The 22718-nt window shown below is 38.1% G+C and carries 17 protein-coding genes; 4 read left to right on the top strand and 13 right to left on the bottom strand.

What is annotated here, in order from left to right; translation table 11 throughout:
* Positions 1 to 35 precede the first annotated feature (35 nt).
* From ACE01N_RS09615 to ACE01N_RS09635, 5 genes are all read right to left on the bottom strand, one after another.
* On the bottom strand, positions 36 to 1175 hold the full coding sequence (locus ACE01N_RS09615) for a TDP-N-acetylfucosamine:lipid II N-acetylfucosaminyltransferase family protein (protein WP_380587713.1): 1140 nt from the start codon (positions 1173 to 1175) through the stop codon (positions 36 to 38).
* Positions 1172 to 2296 (bottom strand): dTDP-4-amino-4,6-dideoxygalactose transaminase, encoded by a 1125-nt coding sequence (gene rffA / locus ACE01N_RS09620; RefSeq protein ID WP_380587716.1) that lies wholly within the window; start codon positions 2294 to 2296, stop codon positions 1172 to 1174. Before rffA ends, ACE01N_RS09615 begins: the two co-directional genes overlap by 4 nt.
* Positions 2296 to 2955, bottom strand: coding sequence for an LbetaH domain-containing protein (locus ACE01N_RS09625; protein ID WP_380587719.1), 660 nt, complete (start codon positions 2953 to 2955; stop codon positions 2296 to 2298). Before ACE01N_RS09625 ends, rffA begins: the two co-directional genes overlap by 1 nt.
* Positions 2956 to 3479: 524 nt before the next feature.
* Positions 3480 to 5204, bottom strand: a complete 1725-nt coding sequence (gene ispG, locus ACE01N_RS09630; RefSeq protein ID WP_380587722.1) for a (E)-4-hydroxy-3-methylbut-2-enyl-diphosphate synthase — start codon at positions 5202 to 5204, stop codon at positions 3480 to 3482.
* A gap of 44 nt (positions 5205 to 5248) precedes the next feature.
* Complete coding sequence (locus tag ACE01N_RS09635; RefSeq protein ID WP_375729596.1) at positions 5249 to 7495, bottom strand: RelA/SpoT family protein; 2247 nt, start codon at positions 7493 to 7495, stop codon at positions 5249 to 5251.
* A 1017-nt stretch (positions 7496 to 8512) separates the two neighbouring features.
* Here ACE01N_RS09635 and ACE01N_RS09640 point away from each other — a divergent pair.
* The 3 genes from ACE01N_RS09640 (at position 8513) to ACE01N_RS09650 (ending at position 11579) form a co-directional block, all read left to right on the top strand.
* Positions 8513 to 9016 carry an RNA polymerase sigma factor gene (locus ACE01N_RS09640; protein WP_380587726.1) on the top strand — a complete coding sequence of 168 codons (504 nt, stop codon included), beginning with the start codon at positions 8513 to 8515 and terminating at the stop codon, positions 9014 to 9016.
* Between the two features lie 3 nt (positions 9017 to 9019).
* Complete coding sequence (locus ACE01N_RS09645; protein WP_380587729.1) at positions 9020 to 10951, top strand: T9SS type A sorting domain-containing protein; 1932 nt, start codon at positions 9020 to 9022, stop codon at positions 10949 to 10951.
* A gap of 244 nt (positions 10952 to 11195) precedes the next feature.
* The gene (locus tag ACE01N_RS09650; protein WP_380587732.1) at positions 11196 to 11579 is read left to right on the top strand and encodes a hypothetical protein; all 384 of its coding nucleotides are present in this window, start codon (positions 11196 to 11198) and stop codon (positions 11577 to 11579) included.
* Between the two features lie 46 nt (positions 11580 to 11625).
* Here ACE01N_RS09650 and ACE01N_RS09655 read toward each other — a convergent pair whose 3' ends face one another.
* From ACE01N_RS09655 to ACE01N_RS09690, 8 genes are all read right to left on the bottom strand, one after another.
* Complete coding sequence (locus ACE01N_RS09655; protein WP_380587735.1) at positions 11626 to 12906, bottom strand: MFS transporter; 1281 nt, start codon at positions 12904 to 12906, stop codon at positions 11626 to 11628.
* Positions 12890 to 14200 carry a SpoIID/LytB domain-containing protein gene (locus tag ACE01N_RS09660; protein ID WP_380587738.1) on the bottom strand — a complete coding sequence of 437 codons (1311 nt, stop codon included), beginning with the start codon at positions 14198 to 14200 and terminating at the stop codon, positions 12890 to 12892. The genes ACE01N_RS09655 and ACE01N_RS09660 overlap by 17 nt, the downstream gene beginning before the upstream one ends.
* Positions 14197 to 15210, bottom strand: a complete 1014-nt coding sequence (locus ACE01N_RS09665; protein WP_375729602.1) for a DUF4922 domain-containing protein — start codon at positions 15208 to 15210, stop codon at positions 14197 to 14199. Before ACE01N_RS09665 ends, ACE01N_RS09660 begins: the two co-directional genes overlap by 4 nt.
* Positions 15182 to 16642 (bottom strand): glycosyltransferase family 2 protein, encoded by a 1461-nt coding sequence (locus ACE01N_RS09670; RefSeq protein WP_380587741.1) that lies wholly within the window; start codon positions 16640 to 16642, stop codon positions 15182 to 15184. The genes ACE01N_RS09665 and ACE01N_RS09670 overlap by 29 nt, the downstream gene beginning before the upstream one ends.
* Before the next feature lies 1 nt (position 16643).
* The gene (locus ACE01N_RS09675; protein WP_380587744.1) at positions 16644 to 18188 is read right to left on the bottom strand and encodes a glycoside hydrolase family 10-like protein; all 1545 of its coding nucleotides are present in this window, start codon (positions 18186 to 18188) and stop codon (positions 16644 to 16646) included.
* Positions 18189 to 18290: 102 nt separating this feature from the next.
* Positions 18291 to 20300: a helix-hairpin-helix domain-containing protein gene (locus ACE01N_RS09680; protein WP_380587747.1), complete on the bottom strand. Its 2010-nt coding sequence runs from the start codon at positions 20298 to 20300 to the stop codon at positions 18291 to 18293.
* Positions 20270 to 21067, bottom strand: coding sequence for a PorV/PorQ family protein (locus ACE01N_RS09685; protein WP_380587750.1), 798 nt, complete (start codon positions 21065 to 21067; stop codon positions 20270 to 20272). The genes ACE01N_RS09680 and ACE01N_RS09685 overlap by 31 nt, the downstream gene beginning before the upstream one ends.
* Before the next feature lie 12 nt (positions 21068 to 21079).
* Complete coding sequence (locus tag ACE01N_RS09690) at positions 21080 to 21781, bottom strand: ComF family protein (protein WP_380587753.1); 702 nt, start codon at positions 21779 to 21781, stop codon at positions 21080 to 21082.
* A 66-nt stretch (positions 21782 to 21847) separates the two neighbouring features.
* Here ACE01N_RS09690 and ACE01N_RS09695 point away from each other — a divergent pair, with 66 nt between their 5' ends.
* Positions 21848 to 22717: a metal ABC transporter solute-binding protein, Zn/Mn family gene (locus ACE01N_RS09695; RefSeq protein ID WP_380587756.1), complete on the top strand. Its 870-nt coding sequence runs from the start codon at positions 21848 to 21850 to the stop codon at positions 22715 to 22717.
* Position 22718 lies beyond the last annotated feature (1 nt).

A 22718-nucleotide genomic window follows, 5' to 3' on the forward strand; every position in this document is an offset into this window, starting at 1 on the left:
TATATCTTAACTTTAAAATAATCCTACTGATACAACTAATCAGATTTAATTATGGTATGTATAATTTCCCTTGTTCTTTCTATCGCTTTTTCATAACTGAAGACTTCTATAAGTATTTTTTTGTTGTGCTCAACTTCATGCTCATTTAAAGCAGACAGTGTGGTACTTTTACTGTGGTCAAGATCTTCATCTATTGAAAAAATTAATATTCCCAAATCCTTGAAAAAGCTATAGATTGTATTTTCTTTATTCAGGTAAACTCTTGCTCCCAGCCAAAGGGAAGTCAGAATATTTCCAAAGGCCTGTGGCCTGATGTGATTCATTATAACAACGTTGCAAGAGCAAACTATATTATTGTATTCATCAATCGGCATAAGATTCAACACCGGATGAAAGTTTTGCTTCAGTATTGATCTTCCTTTGGCGAGGATTTGTTTTTGATATTTATTGTCACCATATGACAATGGAACGATAATCTTTCGCCCTTCTAATTTTAATTCACTAAGTGATTTAAATGCCTCAAGATGATTATTGGTAGGAGTAGCTGAATTACCCAACAAAATATTTTCCGCGGCAATTTTCTTATTTAAACAACTGCCCAAAGTATTTTCTATGGTGTAATAATAGTAATCAATTTGTTTAATGTCCTTATTATAAGGCTTTACAATTCTAAGGTTATCTTTTCTGTTTAAGTAATATTCAATCCTGCCAATAGCTTTACGTTTTTGCTTATACTTTGAATTTGCATAAAAAGCTATATTATAACTATTTTCAAAAATTCGTTGAATCGAATACCTCAACTGTTCTTTTCGTATTAGTTTTTTAGTTTCAGGCAAATAAAAATTCAGAGATTTATCCAAATCATAAAGATCAGCTCCCCATGGGATCCATGCAAATTTAGTTTTATCAGGGGCCTTGTTAATAATTTTCACTCGTTCGCCGTTAAGAGAGTGTATTACAACAAAATCGTATTTATCAATGTTATTTATGATCTGCTTATACTGATGCGAACGACTTGTAGCAGCAATTACATTTTCGGCCTTTTCAACAAATTTAAGTTTATAATCATCATTTGGAACATCAATTAAAAAAATATTCTTGCCAGGTGCTACCTCTTCAAATTGACTTATAGAATAGATTATAAATTTATTATCAGAAGATATATGAAGTATCATAACGTGTCAAAAAAGTGGAGAATACTATTGCAAATAGATTTAACATCATTTGTTGTTAACTCAAAATATAGAGGTAAGCGAATCAAATTGTCAGAATACCTATTACTGTTAACAAGGTCCATCCCGTCGTATCTTTTTAACATAAACTTACTATTATGCAATGATAAATAATGAAAGACAGCATTATACTTATTACTCTTTAAATGTTGAATCAGACCGTCTCTTACCTTATTCGATTCACAAACCAAATAAAACAGATGAGCATTATTACTTGCATAATCAGGTATATAGGGAAGTGAGACATAATCCTCAATTTTCTTGAGATTATTATAATAGCACTGCCAAAGTTCCATTCTTTTATTCTGAATCCTTTCAAGGTTTTCCAATTGTCCCCACAAGAATGCAGCAGTAATCTCTGAAGGCAGAAATGACGACCCAGTATCAACCCATCCGTATTTATTTATTTCACCTCTGAAGAATTCGGCTCTGTTAGTCCCTTTTTCCCAAATAATTTCAGCACGTTTACTAAACTGATCATCATTAATTGCCAATAATCCCCCCTCTCCACATTGTATATTTTTTGTTTCGTGGAAAGAGAATGTTCCTAAATGTCCTATACTACCAAGAGAGCGATCATTATAATAACTATCTATAGCCTGAGCCGCATCTTCTACCACAAAAATACCGTATTTTTCAGCAAGCTTCATAACTTTCCCCATATCCGTTGAAATACCTGCATAATGAACCACAACAATAGCCTTTGTTTTGCGTGAGATGAGCTTTTCAATACCATCCTCATCGATACCCGGATGATCCTTTCTGCTATCAGCAAAAACAATCTTTGCTCCCTGACGAACAAAGGCCAAAGCCGTTGAAACAAAGGTAAACGATGGAATAATAATTTCATCACCGTCTTTAATATCTAGTAATAAGGCGCACATTTCCAAGGCATCGGTACAACTGGTTGTTAGAAGTGTTTTCTTAAAACCCCACCTCTTTTCAAAAAAGAGTTGACATTTTTTGGTGTAATGTCCATTACCTGAGATGTGTCCACGAGACACTGCATCAGCAATATATTTTAATTCACCTCCTGCAATGTATGGTTTGTTAAATGGTATCATTATTTATTTGTTATATTAATTTGCTTTGCAGGATTTCCAACAACCACACTATGAGATGCGACATTTTTTAATACAATGGAACCCATTCCAATTATGGCATATTCTCCAATTTTAACATCTTCCCTGATTGAGCTATTCAACCCCACATGTGCTCCTTCACCAATAATCACTCTTCCACCAACAATTGACTTAGCAGTAATTGTTGAATACTGCCTGACTTTTGAGTCATGACCTAAAAAGCCATAAGCATAAATGTGTACATTATTCTGAACTTCAACACCAACACTGGTAGATGAGTAAGGCAGCATTAACACTCCATTACCAATAGTAGATTCAGGATTAACATATGCTAAAGGATGTATCCCAGTAGCAAGTTGTTCTTCAGGAATTTTTAATCCCTTTAGCTTTTTAGTCCGTTCCAGCTTATGTTTTGCATTATAATGCAAAGTGTAATGAATATAATATCCTTTATCAATAAAATACTGTATTTCGTTTGTAGCCCCCACAACTTTGTGCTTACCCAAATAATCGCCTGGGTTAATTATGTCATTTAAATACCCAACTATATTCCAGGTTTTTTTAACATTATTAATATCACAAAAAACCTGAGCTGCAATTTCTCCACTTCCGTATCCTCCAACTATAATTAAATCTTTCATTGTATAATTTTTAGAAAATTGAATTCATTTTCCTTTATGGATTAATGTGCATTTTTATACTTTTTTTGCATCCTATAACATCAGAGATACAATAAATAGTCTTTCATAAACTCCTTTTAACCATAACTCTTCTTTTAAAACTCAGAACTTTTTTATAATTCTGATTAGATGTATTTCTTTCTCCAATTACGAAGTCTTCATAATAATTCCCCAATTTTGACATATCCATATTGTGATAATATTGATTATCAATCCAAAATGAAATCCTTGCATTACACAGTGTTTTATGGGTTCATTTATTTACCTTTTCAATCATCATTAAGCTATATTTGGATATCCCCGTCAACACTACTCCATCCTACATATACATTTTTATATTGCTAGTTATACTTTATTTTTTAGTATTCCTTAAATCTGAATATTTTTTAACCAACTAAATGTAAAAGTAAAGAAAACTCTACTCAAATTTATATGGTTTATCTAAAACCAGTGTTATTGACTTAACATTTCTATTATCCAGTATTTTATTTTTCCACCCAATCCCCATTTTCCTTTATCAGTTTTATCAGTTTTTCCACGGCTTCTTCTTCAGGAATATTTCTTTCTATGCATGCTTTCCCTTTATAAAGGCTGATCCTGCCTCTTCCTGCACCAACATAGCCATAATCTGCATCGGCCATTTCACCGGGTCCGTTAACAATACATCCCATGATGCCAATTTTAAGGCCTTTCAGATGCGATGTTTTAGCTTTGATCCTGGCAATGGTCTTCTGAAGATCGAACAATGTTCTGCCACATCCCGGACAGGAGATATAATCCGGTTTTGTCATCCGGTCCCGTGATGCCTGCAGGATTGAAAATGCTGTTTGAACCAGTGTTTCCGGTGTTTGATTTTCATCTTCAAGCCACAGTCCATCTCCTAAACCATCTAAAAACAGAATACCTGCATCTGTTGCTGCTTTAAGCATGAAAGTTTCTTTGTCTGGTTCGGCATACGATAATTTTAAAACCACCGGATTTTTAATGCCTGCTTCAAGTAACCTTAAACGCAAGCTTCTTAGTGCTGCATGGCTGTTTTTATTTTGAGTCGACAAAACTAAAACAGTGTCTTCTTTCAGTCCTGCTAATTCATTCTTTTCAAAATCATCTTTCAATTCCACAAACGAAATCTCTTCGTTATCTGAATAAAGTTTGTTTTCCTTAAATATCAAATCTGGACGTAAATCACCTTTCAGTTCAACGGATCCAACCACAACCGGCACATTCTCACCTCCAACCTGCTTAACCGAATCAGAGATAACCTTTGAATACGAAAAAGGATGGTAAAAGGATGTATCAAACGTTCTCACGGGTTCGTGGCCTGCTCTTTTAGCTACATAATCAACCAGGGTCTTTGCCACAGGAATTTCCAGTTCAGGTTCCTCGCTTAATGAAACCCTGATCGTGTCTCCAATTCCATCCACAAGCAAAGCACCAATTCCAACAGCAGATTTAATACGACCATCTTCCGCATCTCCGGCCTCAGTTACACCCAAATGAAGCGGGTAATTCATGCCCTCATCTTCCATGGTTTTCACCAGCAATCTTACGGTATGAACCATAATCCTTGTGTTGCTCGCCTTTATAGAAAGTACAATATCCTTAAACCCAACCTCATTGGCAATGCGCAGGTATTCCATACACGATTCTACCATTCCTTCCGGTGTATCTCCGTACCGGCTCATGATACGGTCGGATAAAGAACCATGGTTCACACCAATACGAATGGCTGTATCATTTTTTTTACAAAGCGCCAGAAAAGGAAGAAATTTATACCTGATATTTGCCAGTTCTTCAATGTATTCCTTTTCAGTGTATTCTATCGTTTTGAACTGCTTGGCAGGATCCACAAAATTTCCGGGATTTATTCTGACTTTTTCAACCTGTTCTGCTGCAGCAAGTGCCGCCCTGGGATTAAAATGAATATCTGCAACCAATGGCGTATTATAACCTTTTAGTCTGAGTTTTCTCCTGATATTTCCCAGATTCTCAGCTTCCTTTGAACCCTGAGCAGTTAACCTGACAAGTTCCCCTCCGGCCTCAATAATACGAATCGCCTGTTCCACACATGCTTCAGTATCATTGGTATCGGTATTTGTCATCGACTGAATCCTGATCGGTGATGTGCCCCCAACAGTTAAATTCCCAATTCTTACTTCGCTTGTTTTCCAACGGTGGTATTGTGTCAGATTAATATAATTGCCGGACATATTTATCGTTTTGTGCAAAGGTAATTAAAGATTACAGACAGGAATTATTGCTTCTGTGTCAATTGAGATTGATCTATTCGCTGAACATTTGTGATTCCTTTTATCTTAACAAGTTTAAAGATAAGATTATTCACATCCTCAACATTATGTACATACAAATGAATGATCCCCTCAAACACACCATCATGAGAACCAAAATGAACCTCCCGCATATTTACATCCTGATCTTCTGAAATTACCTTCGAGATCTGGCTTAAAATGCCCTGCTTATCAATGCCATTAATTTTTATGATAGAAAGGAAAGAATGTAACTTATGTGAAATCCAGGTAGCATCAACAATTTGATTCCCATAATTGGACATTAATTTTATGGCTTTTTCGCATTGCCTTTTGTGTAGAATGACGTTATCGCTTTCATCCACATAACCAATGACATCATCTCCCGGAATTGGGTTGCAACAGGTTGCAACGGTATAATCAATGTCAGATTTATCATCGGTAAGCTGAATCGACTTTCGTTTACTCATCGGCTGAGCTTCCTGTTTTTTCTCTGCTGGCTGCTTATTCTTTTTATTACCGAATTGTAATTTCCAGTATTTTACAATCTTACTTTGTGTTTTCTCCCTTAAAATTTCCTGCAGGTTATCAATTGAAATATTTTCTCTTCCAATGCTGTGCATGAGTTCCTCCCTGGTTTCCAGGTCGAAATAGGTTTGTAATTTTTTTAGAATTCGTGCGTTGGTTGTCAGTTTTAGCTTATTGAGTTTATCCTCCAGTAATTTCTCACCTGCCTTAATGAACTTCTTCCGTTCGTTTTTGAAGATGGCTTTTATTTTGGATTTTGCGCGGGCGGTTGTAACAAAGCTAAGCCATTCTTCCTGAGGCTTTTGTTTACTTGATGTAATAATCTCAACCTGATCACCGCTCTTTAGTTTATGGCTGAGTGGAACCAGATTATGATTCACCTTTGCGCCAATACACTGTAAACCCAGTTCTGTATGAATTTCAAATGCAAAATCCAGAGCAGTAGCACCCTGAGGAAGCACCTTCATTTCCCCTTTAGGCGTAAAAACCATTATTTCCTGCGAAAACAGGTTGAGTTTAAAATCGTTCATAAACTCAATGGCATTGCTCTCCGGTGTTTCCAAAAGTTCGCGGATTGTTTTGAGCCAGCGTTCCAGTTCCGTTTCACTTGATTCCGGGCCGGATTTATATTTCCAGTGCGCCGCATATCCTTTCTCTGCTATTTCATCCATCCGCTGACTCCGGATCTGAACCTCAAACCATCGTCCCATTGGTCCCATCACCGTCATATGCAATGCTTCGTAACCATTGGCTTTTGGCACACTGATCCAATCCCTTATACGGTCCGGCTTTGGCCTGTAAATGCTTGTTATAGCAGAATAAATATTCCAGCATTGTACCTTCTCGTCCAGATATGTTTTGGGTTCAAACACAATACGGGTTGCCATCAGATCGTATACCTCCTCAAAAGGAATATTTTTTTGCTGCATCTTTTTCCAGATGGAATAGACCGATTTTATACGCTTTTTGATGGCAAAATTAAAGTCGAGCATTTTCAGCCGTTCCTCGATAGGTTTTGTAAACTGACGAAACAACTCGTCGCGTTCCTCTTCAGAATGGCTTATTTTGGATGCCAGATCGGCATAGGTTGCCGGATGTTCATATTTGAACGCCAGGTCTTCAAGCTCGCTTTTAATGTTATACAATCCCAACCGGTGACTCAACGGAGCATACACAAACAGCGTTTCTGCTGCAATTTTATATTGCTTATGCGGCGGCATGGAGCCAAGAGTCCGCATGTTATGCAGCCGGTCGGCAATTTTAATCAGGATCACCCTGATATCGTCCGACATGGTCAGCAGAAGTTTTCGGAAGTTTTCTGCCTGAATGGAATCGGATTTAAATGTGGTTGCACCGGCAATTTTGGTCAGTCCGTCAACAATGGACGCAATCTTGGGATTGAACATCTGCTCCATCTCTTCAATCGTGTATTCCGTATCCTCAACCACATCGTGCAACAGGGAAGAAGAAATTGAAGTCGCGCCCAGTCCGATCTCTTTAGCAACAATCTCCGCCACTGCGATGGGATGCAGAATATAAGGTTCACCTGACCTTCGACGCATACCATCGTGGGCCTGGTAAGCAAGCTGAAAAGCCTTTTGAACAATGGCAACATTCCCTTTGGGATTAACGCCTTTGTAATAGTTCAAAAGATCCTCGAACCTGTCATTTATAATCTTTATTTCTTCCGGTTGAAAATCTGACATAACCCTTTTCTAAGCGCTAAAGTATGAAAAAAGATATATATATAACACTTGAAGTAAATAATGTTATTTCTTTCTTTTAAAAATTTAGTATTTAATAGAGAATCAAGTATCAAGTATCAGGACTTATGTCTTTAACTGACAAAATGTAAGGAAAGTAGGAGACTAAATATTATATCTGAGGGACAGGTTGACTTTATTTGACTCACCCCAGACCATTCTTACAATATGTCTTGTTCAAGAAAACCCTCTCTTTCACTCCGCTACGCTTCGTGACATAGAGGTACCGTTTTGACATGAAAACCGGACATATTTCTTCCAATTCTATTTGTCTGATTGCAATCATTGCTAAATACTTACAAATCTATTCCAGTCACGCCCAAATGAAATGCATCTGTCCAAACACCCTCCTTGGGACCGATTGAAAATCGGGGTTAGGAAGGGCAGATTATACTTCACGTACAGGTTTGAAAGAAACCAGGATGGGTTAGCAATTTGACTCACCCCGGACCATTCTTCCAATATGTCTTGTTCAAGAAAACCCTCTCTTTCACTCCGCTACGCTTCGTAACATAGAGGGACCGTTTCGACATAAAAACTGAACATGGTTATTCCAATTCTATTTGCCTGATTGCAAGCATTGCTAAATACTTACAAATCTATTCCAGTCACGCCCAAATCAAATGCATCTGTCCAAACACCCTCCTTGGGACCGATTGAAAATCGGGGTTAGGGAGGGCAGATTATACTTTACGTACAGGTTTGAAAGAAACCAGGGTGGGTCCATTATATTTAACTCGGGGAGAAAGTTGGTATAAAAACTGAATAAAACTTTAATTCTATTCGTTTCTAGCTTTAATCCTTAAATATTATAGTACAGACTATAGTGTCGTTTAGCAGAACTTTTTTCGTGGATCGTTGTCTTGATTCTTGCATCTTGGTTCCTGTATCTAAAAAAATTACTTTTAATGTCACTTTTTTGTGACTTGTGGAACATATTACTGAGTTTGTTACTAAACAATGACGGATACCCAAAAGCAACATACCTTTTTAGCCTTACTGGAACCGGAGCATCAGGCCTTGTCTGACTACTGCAGGGCTGTACAACGGAACCGGCATAATGCTGAAGACTTAATGAGCGATACCTTGCTCGTTGCTTTTGAGAACCTTAACAAACTCCGTGACAGTTCTGCTTTTCGATCGTATCTTTTTGGAATTGCGTGCCGGCTAAGCAAAAAAAGATACCGGAATGAGAAAAAATCGGGTGAATGGAATGATGAAAAGGCCAACAACCTTATTTCAAATTCCTCTTCTCCTGATACAAACCTTGATGTTCAGGCGCTTTATAAAGCACTTGACCAACTTCCTGAAAAACAAAAGAACGCACTGATCCTTTTTGAGATCAACGGATTTTCGATCCGCGAAATCAGTGCCATTCAAAACAGTTCGGAAGATGCAGTAAAGCAGCGTTTAAAGCGCGGACGAGAAAAGTTAGTCAAACGACTAGGTGTAAAAAATGAGTAAGCCATGCAAAAAGATTTAAACCACATATTTGAGCAGGCTAAAAACCAAAAGCCATTGATTCCTTTTCAAACGGAGAAGGTAGATAAAGCTATGGCTAATGCCAAAAGTCGCAGGCAACCCAAACTCCGATTTAACCATCAGGGATTACCTAAAAACACCATCTTAAATCTTAGATTTTTTACCATCATGACCGGCATAGCATTATTAATAAGCCTTGTAACAGTCTTTTCACCAACACAACAGAAAACAGAAAACGAAACATATTCAGTACCTCAAATAGATTTTTCGGAAGTTATCTCTGACCTAATTCCGGAAGATGAAATAATGAAAGAAGAAACTGAATTGGATGAAGACAAATTAAAAAAAGACTTAGAACCAATTTCAGAAAACACTTTAACCCAAAAGAAAGCTGAAATAAATAATAGTACGAAAGAGAAAAAAGAGAGACTGACCTGTAAGATTGAAGACGTAGCCGAAATCAGAAAAACAGGAAGAGTTACATATATGCCCGGATCAAAACTAGATTCTGCTATTTTAGAGAAAATACCTGTGTTAAATTCTAATCAGATAGAAAACCTTGGCTTTACTAATTTTATTAATGGAACAGTCTATTTTAACAAAGACAGCAGCGGTTATTACAGAACTTTAATATCTACCGGATCTTACAATTTTGATTATCATCAAAAAATGAAACCAACGTTCTATATCGACAGTATACCTCAAAACACAAATAACGATTTCTATCCTGCATATGTGGTTTCGTTTAAACCATTAATTTACAGAAAACTGGTAGAATTTCAGGATATAAAAAATATGGAACTCGCACCTGTTAAGCTACCTGCAGGTACAAATCATTACGCAAAGGTGGATCTAATCGCATTTTTTGTTCCAAATGATAAATTCTGGGATATTGTTGAATCGCAGGAGTCGCAATCTAATAAGGATAACATTGTACTACATGAGCTTAAAGTTAAAAAATCAGCGAATGTATTGAGAAAAGAATTTATTTCATCAATCAATAAAATTGTCTTGGATAGTTCAGGCCTTTTAAAACTCGGGTTTCAAAAAAGGATGATATCTGACACAACTATTTGGACCTATCACACCAACTACTTTTCCTCAATGTTTTTGTTTTACAATGATACAATAAATAATACGAGTTCAACAAAAACAGGTTGGAGTCAGTCAACCACAGAAAAAGAATTTAATTCAGACGGAACGTATAACTTCAGACCGTTTACTGGTCCAAATTCCTATTATCGCAACCATTATTATAATTTCCAACATTTAACCCTTAATGATTTGTCTATCAGACCACAATATGCATGCACGACCAATGGAATGTTAAAATATGCAGACGGAATGACCTATTATGAAAAAGAGAATTTTAATACTGATTCACTTATATCAAATGTTAATAATTTAGTTCCTATTTTTATTTCATGGAATTCATTAGGCTATACCAGAAGTAGTTTCAAATCGTCCAGAGTAAATAAAAGTGATGGTGAAATCTTCTGGTTCGAACCTTCCGAAGAACTCTTCTCCCGTCTTCCTGATTCCATTGCCAATGAACTTCGCAAAGAATATAATATAAATGTACTGGGCATTACAGATAATAAAACAGAAAAAGCAGAGTGCAAATTTTTCCAGGCCTACTGCACGCCTATTCCGGGAGTTGGAATCATTGACCTTTTTCCCAATCCGGCAAACGATGTCATTAACATTACCATACCGCATACCGAAGATAATGAACTCACCATTCAAGCTGTGGACTTATCAGGGAAACGAACCGGCATTCATAAAAAAATCAGCTTGACTGGAACAGGGGAAGAAACTGTTGAAGTGAATATTGGAGAGCTTCAACCCGGCATGTACCTGTTTGTATTTTCAAACCAGGATGGCATGAGCCATAGCCTGAGGTTTATAAAGAATTGATTGATAATTAGCTTAACCTTAATCACCGGGTGAATATTTACATAACATTTATAATCACCCGGTGACTATAACTGCTAATCCAAAGTAAAAACATTATATTTAATGTCACTTTTTTTGTAATTTGCAGAACATATTGCAGAGCTATGCACAAGGTAAATGGTAGCATTTAATTTAATATGTAGACAAATTTTTGATAAAACCCGGAATTAAAACCACACAAAAGACAATAATAAAATTAATAGGTATGAAATATATTATTCTAACGACATTTTTATTGGGGTTTATTTCTTTGAGTTGCCTTTCCCAGCTAAAGGGTAATTTACATATCTCTTTATCAGAACCGAATTCGATAATTGATTTTCGTCCGCACAGTATGAGAACTCTTGATTTTAAGACAAATCAGCACGCAACAAAATCATTAATCTATGGCAAATACTTAAAGGTTCCAGAATTAAAAATCAATAAAGACTATGACCATAATAATAATTTTGCTTTGACTGACAAACAATATTCATTTGATAATATGCCCTGTCTAAAACCAGACATAAATAGTAGAATGCCGATATTTAAGCCTGATTCTACAATCCAATACAAATTATTAATTAAAAGAATAAAAACCGACACGTAATACTTTACGAATTGTAGCAATCTTATTCACCCTATAACTAATATGATCACTCTACTTTCATCCCGAATCTTGGATCGATATGCAGAAACCGAACCAGTAAAAAACCGGGAATGGTACAAAGCAGTACCCAGATAAAGAAATACTGATAGCCGATCTGTTCCTGTATCCATCCGGAAATCATTCCGGGTAACATCATTCCCAGAGCCATAAATCCGGTTGCAAAGGCATAATGCGACGTACGCAATTCACCTTCACAGAAATGAATAAGATAAAGCGTAAAAGCTGTAAAGCCCAGGCCATATCCAAATTGTTCAATAGCAATCAGAATACCGGTAATGGAAATATCTGAAGGTGGAAAGTAAGCGAGATATACATAAGCCAGATTCGGAAGGTTCATCGCCATCACCATGGGCCACATCCAGTATTTCAATCCCTTTTTTGATGCCAGAATTCCACCAAGCAAACCACCGCCTACCAATGCAAGTACGCCTACAGTTCCATATAAAAATCCTACCTGCTCCTTGTTGTACCCTAAACCGCCAACCGCAGGATCATCCATTAAAAAGGGTGCAGCAATTTTCCCAAGTTGTGCTTCGCCCAAACGGTATAAAAGAATAAAAAACAGTCCTATTAGTATTTGCGGTTTTTGAAAAAAAGCGGTCCATGTTTTAAAATAAGATTCAAACAGATTAATCAGGCTAAAAATTTTACGTTTATCATCCAGATCAGGCTTTGGGAAAATTAACCAGTGATAAATAGCAATTCCGAAATACACAACCCCGGTTCCAACAAAAATCAGCGTCCATGCCATTTTAGGATTTGAAGTTCGATTGCCTAAAATCCCTGCGAAAATAACAATGCCACCCTGAGCTGCAATCATGGCAATGCGGTAAGCGGTGTTGCGAATACCTACAAAAAAACTTTGCTCCTTCTGTGTCAGACCCAGCATATAAAAGCCATCGGCAGCAATATCATGAGTGGCAGAACTGAAAGCCAACAGCCAAAATACAATCAGACTCCATTTAATATACTCGGGCAATTGCAAGGACAGACCAAGTACCGCAAAACCTGCTCCCATCAGAATCTGGGTCACCACAATCCAAAACCGTTTTGTACTGATATTGTCTACTATCGGACCCCAGAACGGTTTGACTACCCATGGCACATAAAACCAACTGGTATAAAAGGCAATATCGGTATTCGACATGCCCAGATCCTTGTACAGAATAACCGACACCAGAATTACAACGGCATACGGCAGTCCCTGATTGAAATATAACGAGGGAACCCACGCCCATGGATTGACATGTTTAGTAGATTTTCTCAAGGCTGGTCTGTTTAAAATAGTGGTTTAAAATTTCTTCGAAGGAATAACCTTTCTCTCCCATCACAGCCGCACCAATCTGACACAATCCAACACCGTGTCCCCAACCAGCACCATGCAACTTAAACAGTGTTGATCCCCTAGTTTCGTCCGTTATCTTATCCACAACAAAAGCCGAACTCAGCAAATGTGACTCCGACAAGGCTTTGCGTATTTCCAGCTCCTTTCCTATTGTAATTTCATTTTCCGATCCTACAATTTTCAACCTGAATATTCTTCCAGAGGCTCCACGATCCAGGGGGATCAGATCAAGAATATCACCAATCTCTATCCCGATTTTTTTCTTTAACAACCGCTTTATTTCCAAGGCTGTCATTTCCTCTTTCCATCTGAAAAAAGCCGGAGTTTCACGGTCGTAATCATTCAATACCTGATCCAGAATTTTAGTATCGCTTGTATTACAAAAAGCGTCCATATCCTTTAAGATAAATGCTTTGGCGCCTGCCTCATCATAATAATTACGGGTATCAGTTCCTGTTCCGTCAAATACAGGTTGCAGATATGGCGGATTCTCTTCTTCCCAGCAGGTATCGAACCGTTCTGTTATACCTCCACAACATTTTGAAAACCTGGCATCGCAAATTTCGTCTTTAAATTTCAGCACCAAACCGCGGGTTTCCTCGATTGCTTTCAACGCCTTTTCATTTGTTATCCGGGTTATGCCCTGGTAACGCTGGCAGTGGTCGTCGGCACACACATCAAAACCTGAGTGATCCTCGCGATCGTACCAGCGTATAATTTCATTTGAAGCGTCAGCAATATGCGTGTCCGGTTTATGTTTTTGGATCAACTGAGCAATTAACCAGCTCCTGGACATCACTGCATGAGCTTTCAGCAACGCATTTGAGGCGGTCGCACTCATTTCGGATGAGATAACACTTTTAAGATAATCTTCCAGTGTTACGCGGTTAATCAACCTGATCTTTCGGTCCTCAATTTTAAAACCGAGTTCTCCTTTAAATGTAAGATCCTCCAACCTTTCCCAATGAAATCCAATCCCAAATACCACATCTTTAACCGTAAAGGTGGCATCGTTTTCGGGTTTAAGGTTCAAACCATCCGGTTCAAAATAAAAATTACCATCAACAACAAGCCCTTTGTCACTGATGGTAATTTCAATATTATTTGTAAACGTCTTTTCCTTGTTCGAATAATTACCGTGCAAACAAACCTCTATTTTTTCAGCCAGCAACAAACCGACCTCTATAACAGGTTCACTTCCGGATTCAAATATCACGGCCAGATTGCTTTCAAACGTTTTGAAAACCGTTTAAGATCACTGTCAAATCCAATATCACTACGGGTAACTTCCATGTATGCCTGCCTGATTAATTCCGGAGTAGCCTTATCAAAGTCTTCTTCACGGGGAAGGATACAAATTCCTCCCATATCAACAGCAGCAGGACTAAGCAATAAATTATCGTCATGTGAGCTGTAATAACATTCCGGACGATGCTTGTCCCTTGGCATAATAATTACCTGCCACTGATCTTCGTTATGAGTGGTAATGATGTTCACCATCGGTTCGCCGTTATCCTTGTTGGGCAAGGCATCCATTAAGGCGGCAAAAGCCATTTCAACTTCTCCGGCCCATGGTGATTTTATGACTATACCATTACGCAGATAATGTTTAAAAACTGATATATTTATTTTATCCGTTACAAAAAATGGCTCGGTATAGTTTAGTTTTGCGGCATCGCGTTCAACGGGCAAAATACCGGTAGTAACAGCCTGAAAATGGAAATGATCCGGAGCTGACGCCCCACATTTAGGACCGTTATAAAAAATTGTCAGACAAGGTAACTGTTCTGCGAGTTCAAGCATATCATGAAAATATGGCCCGATTTCCTGTTGTGAATGCCCCATTAACGGAATGGTAAAATGATGATGAAAAATCGGATAAGGATTTACCGTAATCAGATATTTATCCTTAAACGGAACACCGACCTGCATTGGAGGAAGATTCTCCTCACATAGAAAACAAGGCCGTTCGCTAATAGATTTTTCATCAACTTTGGCACTGGTTGATTTTATACGTTCAGCATTATATTGCAGATATATTTTTACATCATCAATCTCAAGCGTTCGTATCTTCATTTTTTTCAGGCTCCGATAGTTTTTAGACGCCAGCTGCCAGACAAACTTTTGCTGATCCAAAAGCGCAAAAACCATTTCCTGAAACTGTTCTCCTCCTGCAAAAGCTTCCAACATCTCTTTTTCAGCAATATGTTTCAGTGTTTCTTTCATCCCTCTCTTTTTTCCTGTTACATGAAATGCGTTTATTTAATTCAGTTGTACGCAACCAGTCTTTGTACCAGTTATTTCTGTTTTCCTGATATACATTAAGACTGGCATCAGAATTTCCTTCCCATCGCCGGCATAGATATACCGGGTCATAGATACGTGATGTTTTATACCGGCCTGATACGGCTAAAACAACAGCATAGTCCTCACCATAACTGGTGTTTGGAAATCTGATATCACGCAGGACATTTGTATAAAAAGCACGCGGGGCACCCAATCCGTTAATACGAAGAGCGTTATTCGCACCATTTTCATCCGTCCATTCTTTATGATCAATAATACCAGGCGGTAGATCTTTCAGGTTGAAATCAACCATTTTATATGACCCGATTACCATAGCACAATGATCACGGTAAAAAGTACTTATAATTCGTTCTAAAGTTCGTTCATTAAAATAAAGATCGTCGCTGTCAAGTTGAACCAGAAATTTTCCACATTGTTCATGGTCTAATGCCTCGTTCCAGCATCCGCCAATACCTAAACCCTTTGATTCAGGGATATGATGCACAACCCTTTTGTCTTTCTCTGCAATAGTTTGGATCACCTCTGTTGTGCCATCATCAGAATGATTATCTACTACAATGATGTTAAAATCGAATTCTGTTTTTTGTGATAAAACCGACCGGATAGCATCTGCGATGGTACTCACTCTGTTTTTCACTGGTATGACAACAGTCGCCTCAACCAGAAAATCATCTTCAAAAACAACTTCCATTTTATTCGGATCCGTTAATCCGTTAATCATTTCCAGATGTAAGGTGCAAACAAATTCCAATTCTTTCTGCCGCTCTTCCGATTCCCTTTTTACATAATCGAATTGTTTTTCACCACTAGCCCTTACGTCTGTTCTGTCGCAAATAAATAATGGCTCCGGGATGCGTGTTACCAGTCCCTTTCGCGAGGCAAACAACCTAAGCGAATAAAGAGATGAATACTCCAACTCCTCTGTAAATTCGCACCATTCTTCAAATGTTGATCTTTTGAACAACTGTACCACACCAAAGTCAAAATTATCACGCAGACTTCCGGGTTGATAATCAAGAACGGGTATTAAATCCTGATGCCCATCAGAACTCAACCAGTAATCTGAATAAACCATTTCAGATCCCTGTGAATGCATCACATTAATCATTCGGTTTAAACCATTGCCCACAATTTTCGGATTCTTCCTGTCTGCGATAATGGCCACAAATTCACTTTTTAAATATGTTCCAGCCTTTTTTAAAGCGTTTGTACAATAAGGATTTTTAAATCCAGAAAGTAAAACGACAGACTCGTTCCGGGGTTTCTCAGATATTGAGATTCTTACATCAATCAAATTATCATCTAGTCCAATACAAATATCTGAAAAAAAAATTAAATCTGTGCGTAACATATTACTGATTTATTACAACCGGATTACTGAGTTCACTTTCACTGTTCAACCTGTCTATAGTAGTAATCCGGTAGATATATTCTTCCTTTTTGAGTTTAAAAAACGGAATCTTTATTAAATACTCAGGATGTTTTACAACATCAAAAATATACTTCGGATCATTAATATCTATTTTTTCACCATTTTTACAGCGGTAAATTACGTAAAATTTGGGTTCAGAAAAACCCTCTTTCACAAATGGTTTATCCCACTCAAGTAGCACATTATTATCTTTAACCTTTCTGGCCTTAATATTCACAGGTGTAAATGGCTCATCACCTTTTATCCATTTAATCTCTGGCATTAACGCCTTATTCCTGTAATATGCATTTTTCAGAAATTGAGTGAACCCGATAGTTTCGTTGAAAAAACGTGAACTACTAAACCATATACTTCCTTTTAAATCAGGATTTTTTCTGACATACCTTATCTGCCTCGGGAATTCAACCGGATTCTTCCACGCTTCATCCGCACCTTCCTGTGTCAGTCTGTACAGACCGTGACCAACAAACATATTCCGGTTGAATGCATGCTCTCCCCACCAGTCAGCCAGAGTTTTAAAATCTGCTTTGGGATGATCGAACTGCCAGTAAATCTGGGGCACTAAATAATCTACCCATCCCAGTCTGATCCATTTTATAACATCGGAGTATAAGCCGTCATATGCCGTAGTTCCGGCATTTGTATCGGAGCCGTCCGGGTCATCCTGCTTATTTCGCCAAACACCAAACGGACTTACCCCAAATTGCACCCAGGGCTTTATATCTTTTATATCACGGTTTATTTTAAAAATGAATTCATCAACATTATTCCGCCGCCAATCGGCTATTCTGTCAATGGAGTAGCCATTATTATATTTCTCAAATGACACTGAATCAGGAATCTCTTCACCTGGTATAGGATAGGGATAAAAATAATCATCAAAATGAATTCCGTCAACATCGTAGCGCGTCACCACATCCTTCACAATCTCAGCCAAAAAATCCCTCACTTCAGGAATCCCCGGATCAAGATATGTTTTGGTTCCGTATTGCCAGCCCCAGTCAGGGTGTTGTTCAAAAATATGACCTTCAACAAGTTTATCTTCCGGTTTTTGCTTTACCCGAAATGGATTCATCCAGGCATGCAATTCCATTCCACGATTATGACATCCCTCAATAAAATAATCGAGAGGATCGTACAAAGGATTTGGAGCTTCTCCCTGAACACCTGATAAATACTGCGACCATGGCTCATAATTTGAACGATATATGGCATCACTAACCGGCCGGATCTGCAAAAAAACAGCATTCAGGTTTAAGGATTTAAAATCATCCAGTAACTGATCGATTTCCTTTTGTTGTTGCCTTGCGTTAAGTCCCGCCCTTGATGGCCAGTCAATATTCAGAACGGTAGCCACCCAAACGCCACGCATTTCCCTTTTCGGAGAATCCTGCGCAACACCCATACTACCAACCAAATAAGTAAATAAAATAAAAATTAACCTTGCCGTGAGGTTTTGTTTCATCCTTGAGTGCCTTTTTGAAGAAAGCAAATATAGCGAAATCTTACATAGAGAAAAGGGACACGTACGAATTTAATTGACAGGTTTTAAACAACTTACTTATTCCTAAAACTTAAATCTTATCTGAAATCGCAGATCTGTTTTAATATTATCCTGTATTTCAGTCACCCCACTGCTTATACTTTCCTTGTCTCTGTAAACAAAGCGACCACACTTAACATACAGTATTGTATGTTTTGATATTTTATAATTAATATTCACCAAAAACCGCATCCCCTGCCCGTAATAAACAGGGACTGAAAAAGCATACAATACATCCGGTTCATAAACATACACACCTGAATTATATGAGTCTGTACTGAAAAATGCAATTCTGGCCGTAATTCCTAAACCAGGATGAGGCATTTTCATCTTGACATCCTGAAGGAACATCCATCCATTCTCAGGCGAACCTGAATACGTATTGGTAACATAATCTATTCTGCTTTGCAATGATAATCCCTCCAGCACATCAGATTTCAGACTAAACCTTACTGACATCTTATCAAACGGCTCAACCGCATTGAAGATGCCATTCGAATAATTTTTCTCTTTCTGCTCATAATTAAACCTCAAATTCAGATTTGTTGTGCGTGTCAGAATCCAGGACAACGCTGTAAGATTTTCAAAACCCGAAGATGGTGCATCTACGTTAAGCCGCGGAGCATCAAACCGAAAAACATCCAGATAACTCTGCACCTTTACACCGGCAAACGGCAAAACTTCAACCCCCAGATAAATCCCCTTTTCGTTGTCACTTTTTCCCGTTTCAGAAAACGGCGAACTGTACACCACCTGATAGTCTGAAGGAAAAGACCGGGCTACCAATGACAATGAAAAAATACTTGATGGATAAATATTTACACCCAACAAACCTGCCAGTTTTCCATTAAGATCTGCACCAAACTCTCCCCAACCAATTATAGAAGATCCGGAATACAGAAAATCAGCAGACAAACCTTTATAGTACCTGCTGTTATAATTTTCGCTTACAACCGATACCGGATAATCATAAACAATCGTATGAAAAGAGGCGCCAATTTTTATCTTGCTGAATCCTTTGCTTAAACGCATCCCAAAAGCTGATTGCTGCAGATTTGCTTTCCTGTTGTTCTCTGATTCTGTCCTGTGATAACCTGTTTCGCCCACCGATGTCACCAATAACTGTTCATCAGTTTTACGAATGGTCGCATCTGGTTTACGGTATGAACCAAATACCGAAAACTCAGAATTCAATACATTTAGCGTTGCAGCAGCTCCCTGAAAGTAATTGTACTCCGATGCTGATGAATGTCTCGTAAACACAGGTCCTGATTTTACGCCATTCATTACCATGGACGATTTACCAAAGCCAAAATTCTGCCACAGGTTTAGCCCCTGCCCGAAATTAACCCGATAGTTCCCGATAATCATATGTTTAAATTTTCCTGTGTCTTTATATTCCAGATAATACGCTAAATATTCAGGGCGTTGCAACCGTGTATCCCAAAACATTTCACCGGCATCCTTTTCGTATACTAATCCCACCTTATACTTCCCTGCTTCAGTTTTATGTTTTAACAGTAATTGTACAGGAGAACCCTCAAAGCTACCATCAACAGTTCCCCTTAAAGGTTCTGCAGTTCCTGATATTCGAAACAAAGATTCATGCTTTATAAAAAATGTATCCTTTTTGTTGTATCTTCCATAAGTAAGATTTCCAACCTTACCAACCTTTACAATATGCATCAACCAACGCACGGTCTGCTCATCAAAACCTTTAACAGCCAACAATTCATAAATTGAATACAGTTCGCCGTACTCATAAATATAATGATGCAAATTTTCGATCTGATACAAGGTCAGAAACCTAATTCGTTCAAGTTCTTCTTTTGTGGCAGAATTCAGATTCAGAGGATGCTCTGCTAATTCATACATGTACTCTATCCAATCCTCAGGAAGTTCGTCTTCACTTTTTGCGGCAATATCCTCTATTACCTCCTCAAGTGTTGATCCAAAATCCTGGGAGATGGCATTTTGTGCCAAAAGCCAAACCAAGAATAATATTAAAACCCGTAGCTTACAGAGCAATTCCATATTTTTCCGATTTGTCTGATTACTGAACAGGAGATCCCCGGATGTAAATTCCATTTTGAATACATCACACCCGCTGAAACAGCTACAGGATTACCCGCAACTCCTGCTAAAACTTTAAAATCTTTGATTAATTCATAGCATACCCCTCCACTAATATTTGGAACCTGCCCATTTTTAGCGGAAATTTCCGTAAGCACATCGAATGAATCCGAAATCTTCCAATCCAGACCAAATCTGTACATAACAGGAACCTGAGTTGTAACATCATCCTTAAATTTTGCGGAAGGAATATTGATCAGATTAAAACCAAGGTTCAGCTTATCCGTTAGTTTCGCATACAGGCTCACATCGGCAGAAAACGAATACAGTTCCTGCGTTTCCGGATCAGGCCTGAAGGCCAATAAATTAAACTGCACTGCACCTCCAAATTTCTCGCCGAAAGCCCGCGAATAGCCAATACTAAACCTCATTTCGTGATACACCGAATAGCCATAGTGCTGAAAAGAAGAAAACACCGTTCCTGTCTGAACCGGGTAAACAAGGCCGACAGAGCTGACAGAAAGCTCCTTTAGTCCAAACCGTGATTCGTAATTAACTCCTATCTCCGGGTTACTGTAAAAAGCCGTAACTGACGGATTATTAACTACTGCCCAGAGACTGTAACCGGCAACAGACGTATTTGATACTGCTCCGGCCGGAAAATAAAAATCAGAGGCCTGCATCGTACTGCAAAACGCAATACTCAGCAATAAAACGTATTTATTCATATTGTAGGTTTTTCAGGCAAATGCAAATGTCATTACACTTACCCGGGTATTCATAATTCCAACAAGGGGCAAAGCGGCTGCTTCAAGCGTTGACCCGGTAGTGATCACATCGTCAACCAAAAGAACATGTTTGTTTTCCAACTGTCCCGGTTCCACTACTTCAAAAATTCCTTCTACGTTTTCCCAACGCTGATACCTTCCCTTTTTTGTCTGGGTCGGATTATAAATCTTTCGGATCAACACATTGGTTAAAACAGGTCTGTGCAAAACATTACCCATACCTTTTGCAAGACATTCACTCTGGTTATAAGACCTTTTTCTTAATTTTTTCGGGTGCAACGGAACCGGAATAATTACATCAACGGTATTAAATCTTCTGTTGTCCCTGATACTTTGTCCCATAAGCTGGCCCATATAATCACCTAACTCGTTCTGACCGTTGTATTTCAATGCATGCAACAAATGCTGCACTTTACTTCCTTTTTCAAACCGGACAAAAGCCGTAGCAGAATAAATCCGGCTCCTTCCCCAGAAAGCCTGCTCCACCGGATTACCTTCCATCACATCAAAATGCGTTTCGGGTAAATCGTATTCGCACGAGAGACAGATGTATTTTTCATTCCCCATCAATGGTCCGGAGCAGGCAAAACAAAGGTCAGGAAACAGCAAAGCCGTAAAATCCCTGAGATAATTTGAGATTAAATTTTTTTTCATTGTTTTAGGTTATAATTTTGCAACAAACAATGTAAAGGGTTGTTATAAAGTTACAATTTTTTTCAAATGATGAAAAGCCGGCTTTTTTCACTTATCATTTTACTCAGCATAATAACGGTCTTCACAGGTTGTACTGCAAAAAAAGAACAAGGCATTACCATGTCTGTTTCTATTTTACCGCAAAAACAATGGCTGGACATTTTAACGGGTAAACAAGTTCATGTAAATTGTCTGCTGCCACCTGGCAGCAATCCTGCGACCTACAGTCCAACACCCAAACAAATGAAGGAGATGAATCAGTCGGTTTATTACTTTTACATTGATCAGCTCGGATTTGAAAATGTTTGGTTGCCGAAATTCAAAGATTTGAATGAAACAACGATGTTTATCAATACTACTGCCGGTATTGTTAGGCTGGAAGGGCATCATCATGAAGGCTCTGTGGCAGAACATGAAGAATCTGATCCTCATTTATGGGTTTCACCCAAAGAGGCCAAAAAGATGGTTGAAATAATGTATGCGATGCTGGGATACTCTAAATTATTTAACCAGTCAACACTTGACAGCAATTATGTTATTCTGCAAAATGACCTTAACAAACTGGATTCTTTATTCAAAGATGCAGCGTTAAATGCGCAACAAAAAACATTTGTGATTTATCATCCGGCATTGGCATATATAGCCCATGATTATGGTTTTGAACAGATTTCGATTGAAAAGGAAGGCAAAGAACCAACAGCTGCTTACATAAAGCAATTGATCGATGAAGTCAAAAGCAAAAAGATTAAATACATTTTTATCCAGAAACAGTTTGACAAGAGCAATGCTCAGGTAATAGCCGAAGAATCAGGAGCCGAATTAATTGAGATAGATCCACTGGGATATGATTATATGGCTGAATCTGAAAAGCTGGCAAACTATTTAAAAAATCTCTAGC

Origin of the sequence: Quyinboa ferrireducens (assembly GCF_042436675.1) — a bacterium.
Classification (GTDB): Bacteria; Bacteroidota; Bacteroidia; order Bacteroidales; family UBA5342; genus JBHJHP01.

What these genes read in the sequence shown, in the direction of transcription:
- ACE01N_RS09615 (WP_380587713.1), bottom strand. Translation starts at nt 1,175, where the DNA reads ATGATACTTCATATATCTTCTGATAATAAATTTATAATCTATTCTATA.
- rffA (WP_380587716.1), bottom strand. Translation starts at nt 2,296, where the DNA reads ATGATACCATTTAACAAACCATACATTGCAGGAGGTGAATTAAAATAT.
- ACE01N_RS09625 (WP_380587719.1), bottom strand. Translation starts at nt 2,955, where the DNA reads ATGAAAGATTTAATTATAGTTGGAGGATACGGAAGTGGAGAAATTGCA.
- ispG (WP_380587722.1), bottom strand. Translation starts at nt 5,204, where the DNA reads ATGTCCGGCAATTATATTAATCTGACACAATACCACCGTTGGAAAACA.
- ACE01N_RS09635 (WP_375729596.1), bottom strand. Translation starts at nt 7,495, where the DNA reads ATGTCAGATTTTCAACCGGAAGAAATAAAGATTATAAATGACAGGTTC.
- ACE01N_RS09640 (WP_380587726.1), top strand. Translation starts at nt 8,513, where the DNA reads ATGACGGATACCCAAAAGCAACATACCTTTTTAGCCTTACTGGAACCG.
- ACE01N_RS09645 (WP_380587729.1), top strand. Translation starts at nt 9,020, where the DNA reads ATGCAAAAAGATTTAAACCACATATTTGAGCAGGCTAAAAACCAAAAG.
- ACE01N_RS09650 (WP_380587732.1), top strand. Translation starts at nt 11,196, where the DNA reads ATGAAATATATTATTCTAACGACATTTTTATTGGGGTTTATTTCTTTG.
- ACE01N_RS09665 (WP_375729602.1), bottom strand. Translation starts at nt 15,210, where the DNA reads ATGAAAGAAACACTGAAACATATTGCTGAAAAAGAGATGTTGGAAGCT.
- ACE01N_RS09670 (WP_380587741.1), bottom strand. Translation starts at nt 16,642, where the DNA reads ATGTTACGCACAGATTTAATTTTTTTTTCAGATATTTGTATTGGACTA.
- ACE01N_RS09675 (WP_380587744.1), bottom strand. Translation starts at nt 18,188, where the DNA reads ATGAAACAAAACCTCACGGCAAGGTTAATTTTTATTTTATTTACTTAT.
- ACE01N_RS09680 (WP_380587747.1), bottom strand. Translation starts at nt 20,300, where the DNA reads ATGGAATTGCTCTGTAAGCTACGGGTTTTAATATTATTCTTGGTTTGG.
- ACE01N_RS09685 (WP_380587750.1), bottom strand. Translation starts at nt 21,067, where the DNA reads ATGAATAAATACGTTTTATTGCTGAGTATTGCGTTTTGCAGTACGATG.
- ACE01N_RS09690 (WP_380587753.1), bottom strand. Translation starts at nt 21,781, where the DNA reads ATGAAAAAAAATTTAATCTCAAATTATCTCAGGGATTTTACGGCTTTG.
- ACE01N_RS09695 (WP_380587756.1), top strand. Translation starts at nt 21,848, where the DNA reads ATGATGAAAAGCCGGCTTTTTTCACTTATCATTTTACTCAGCATAATA.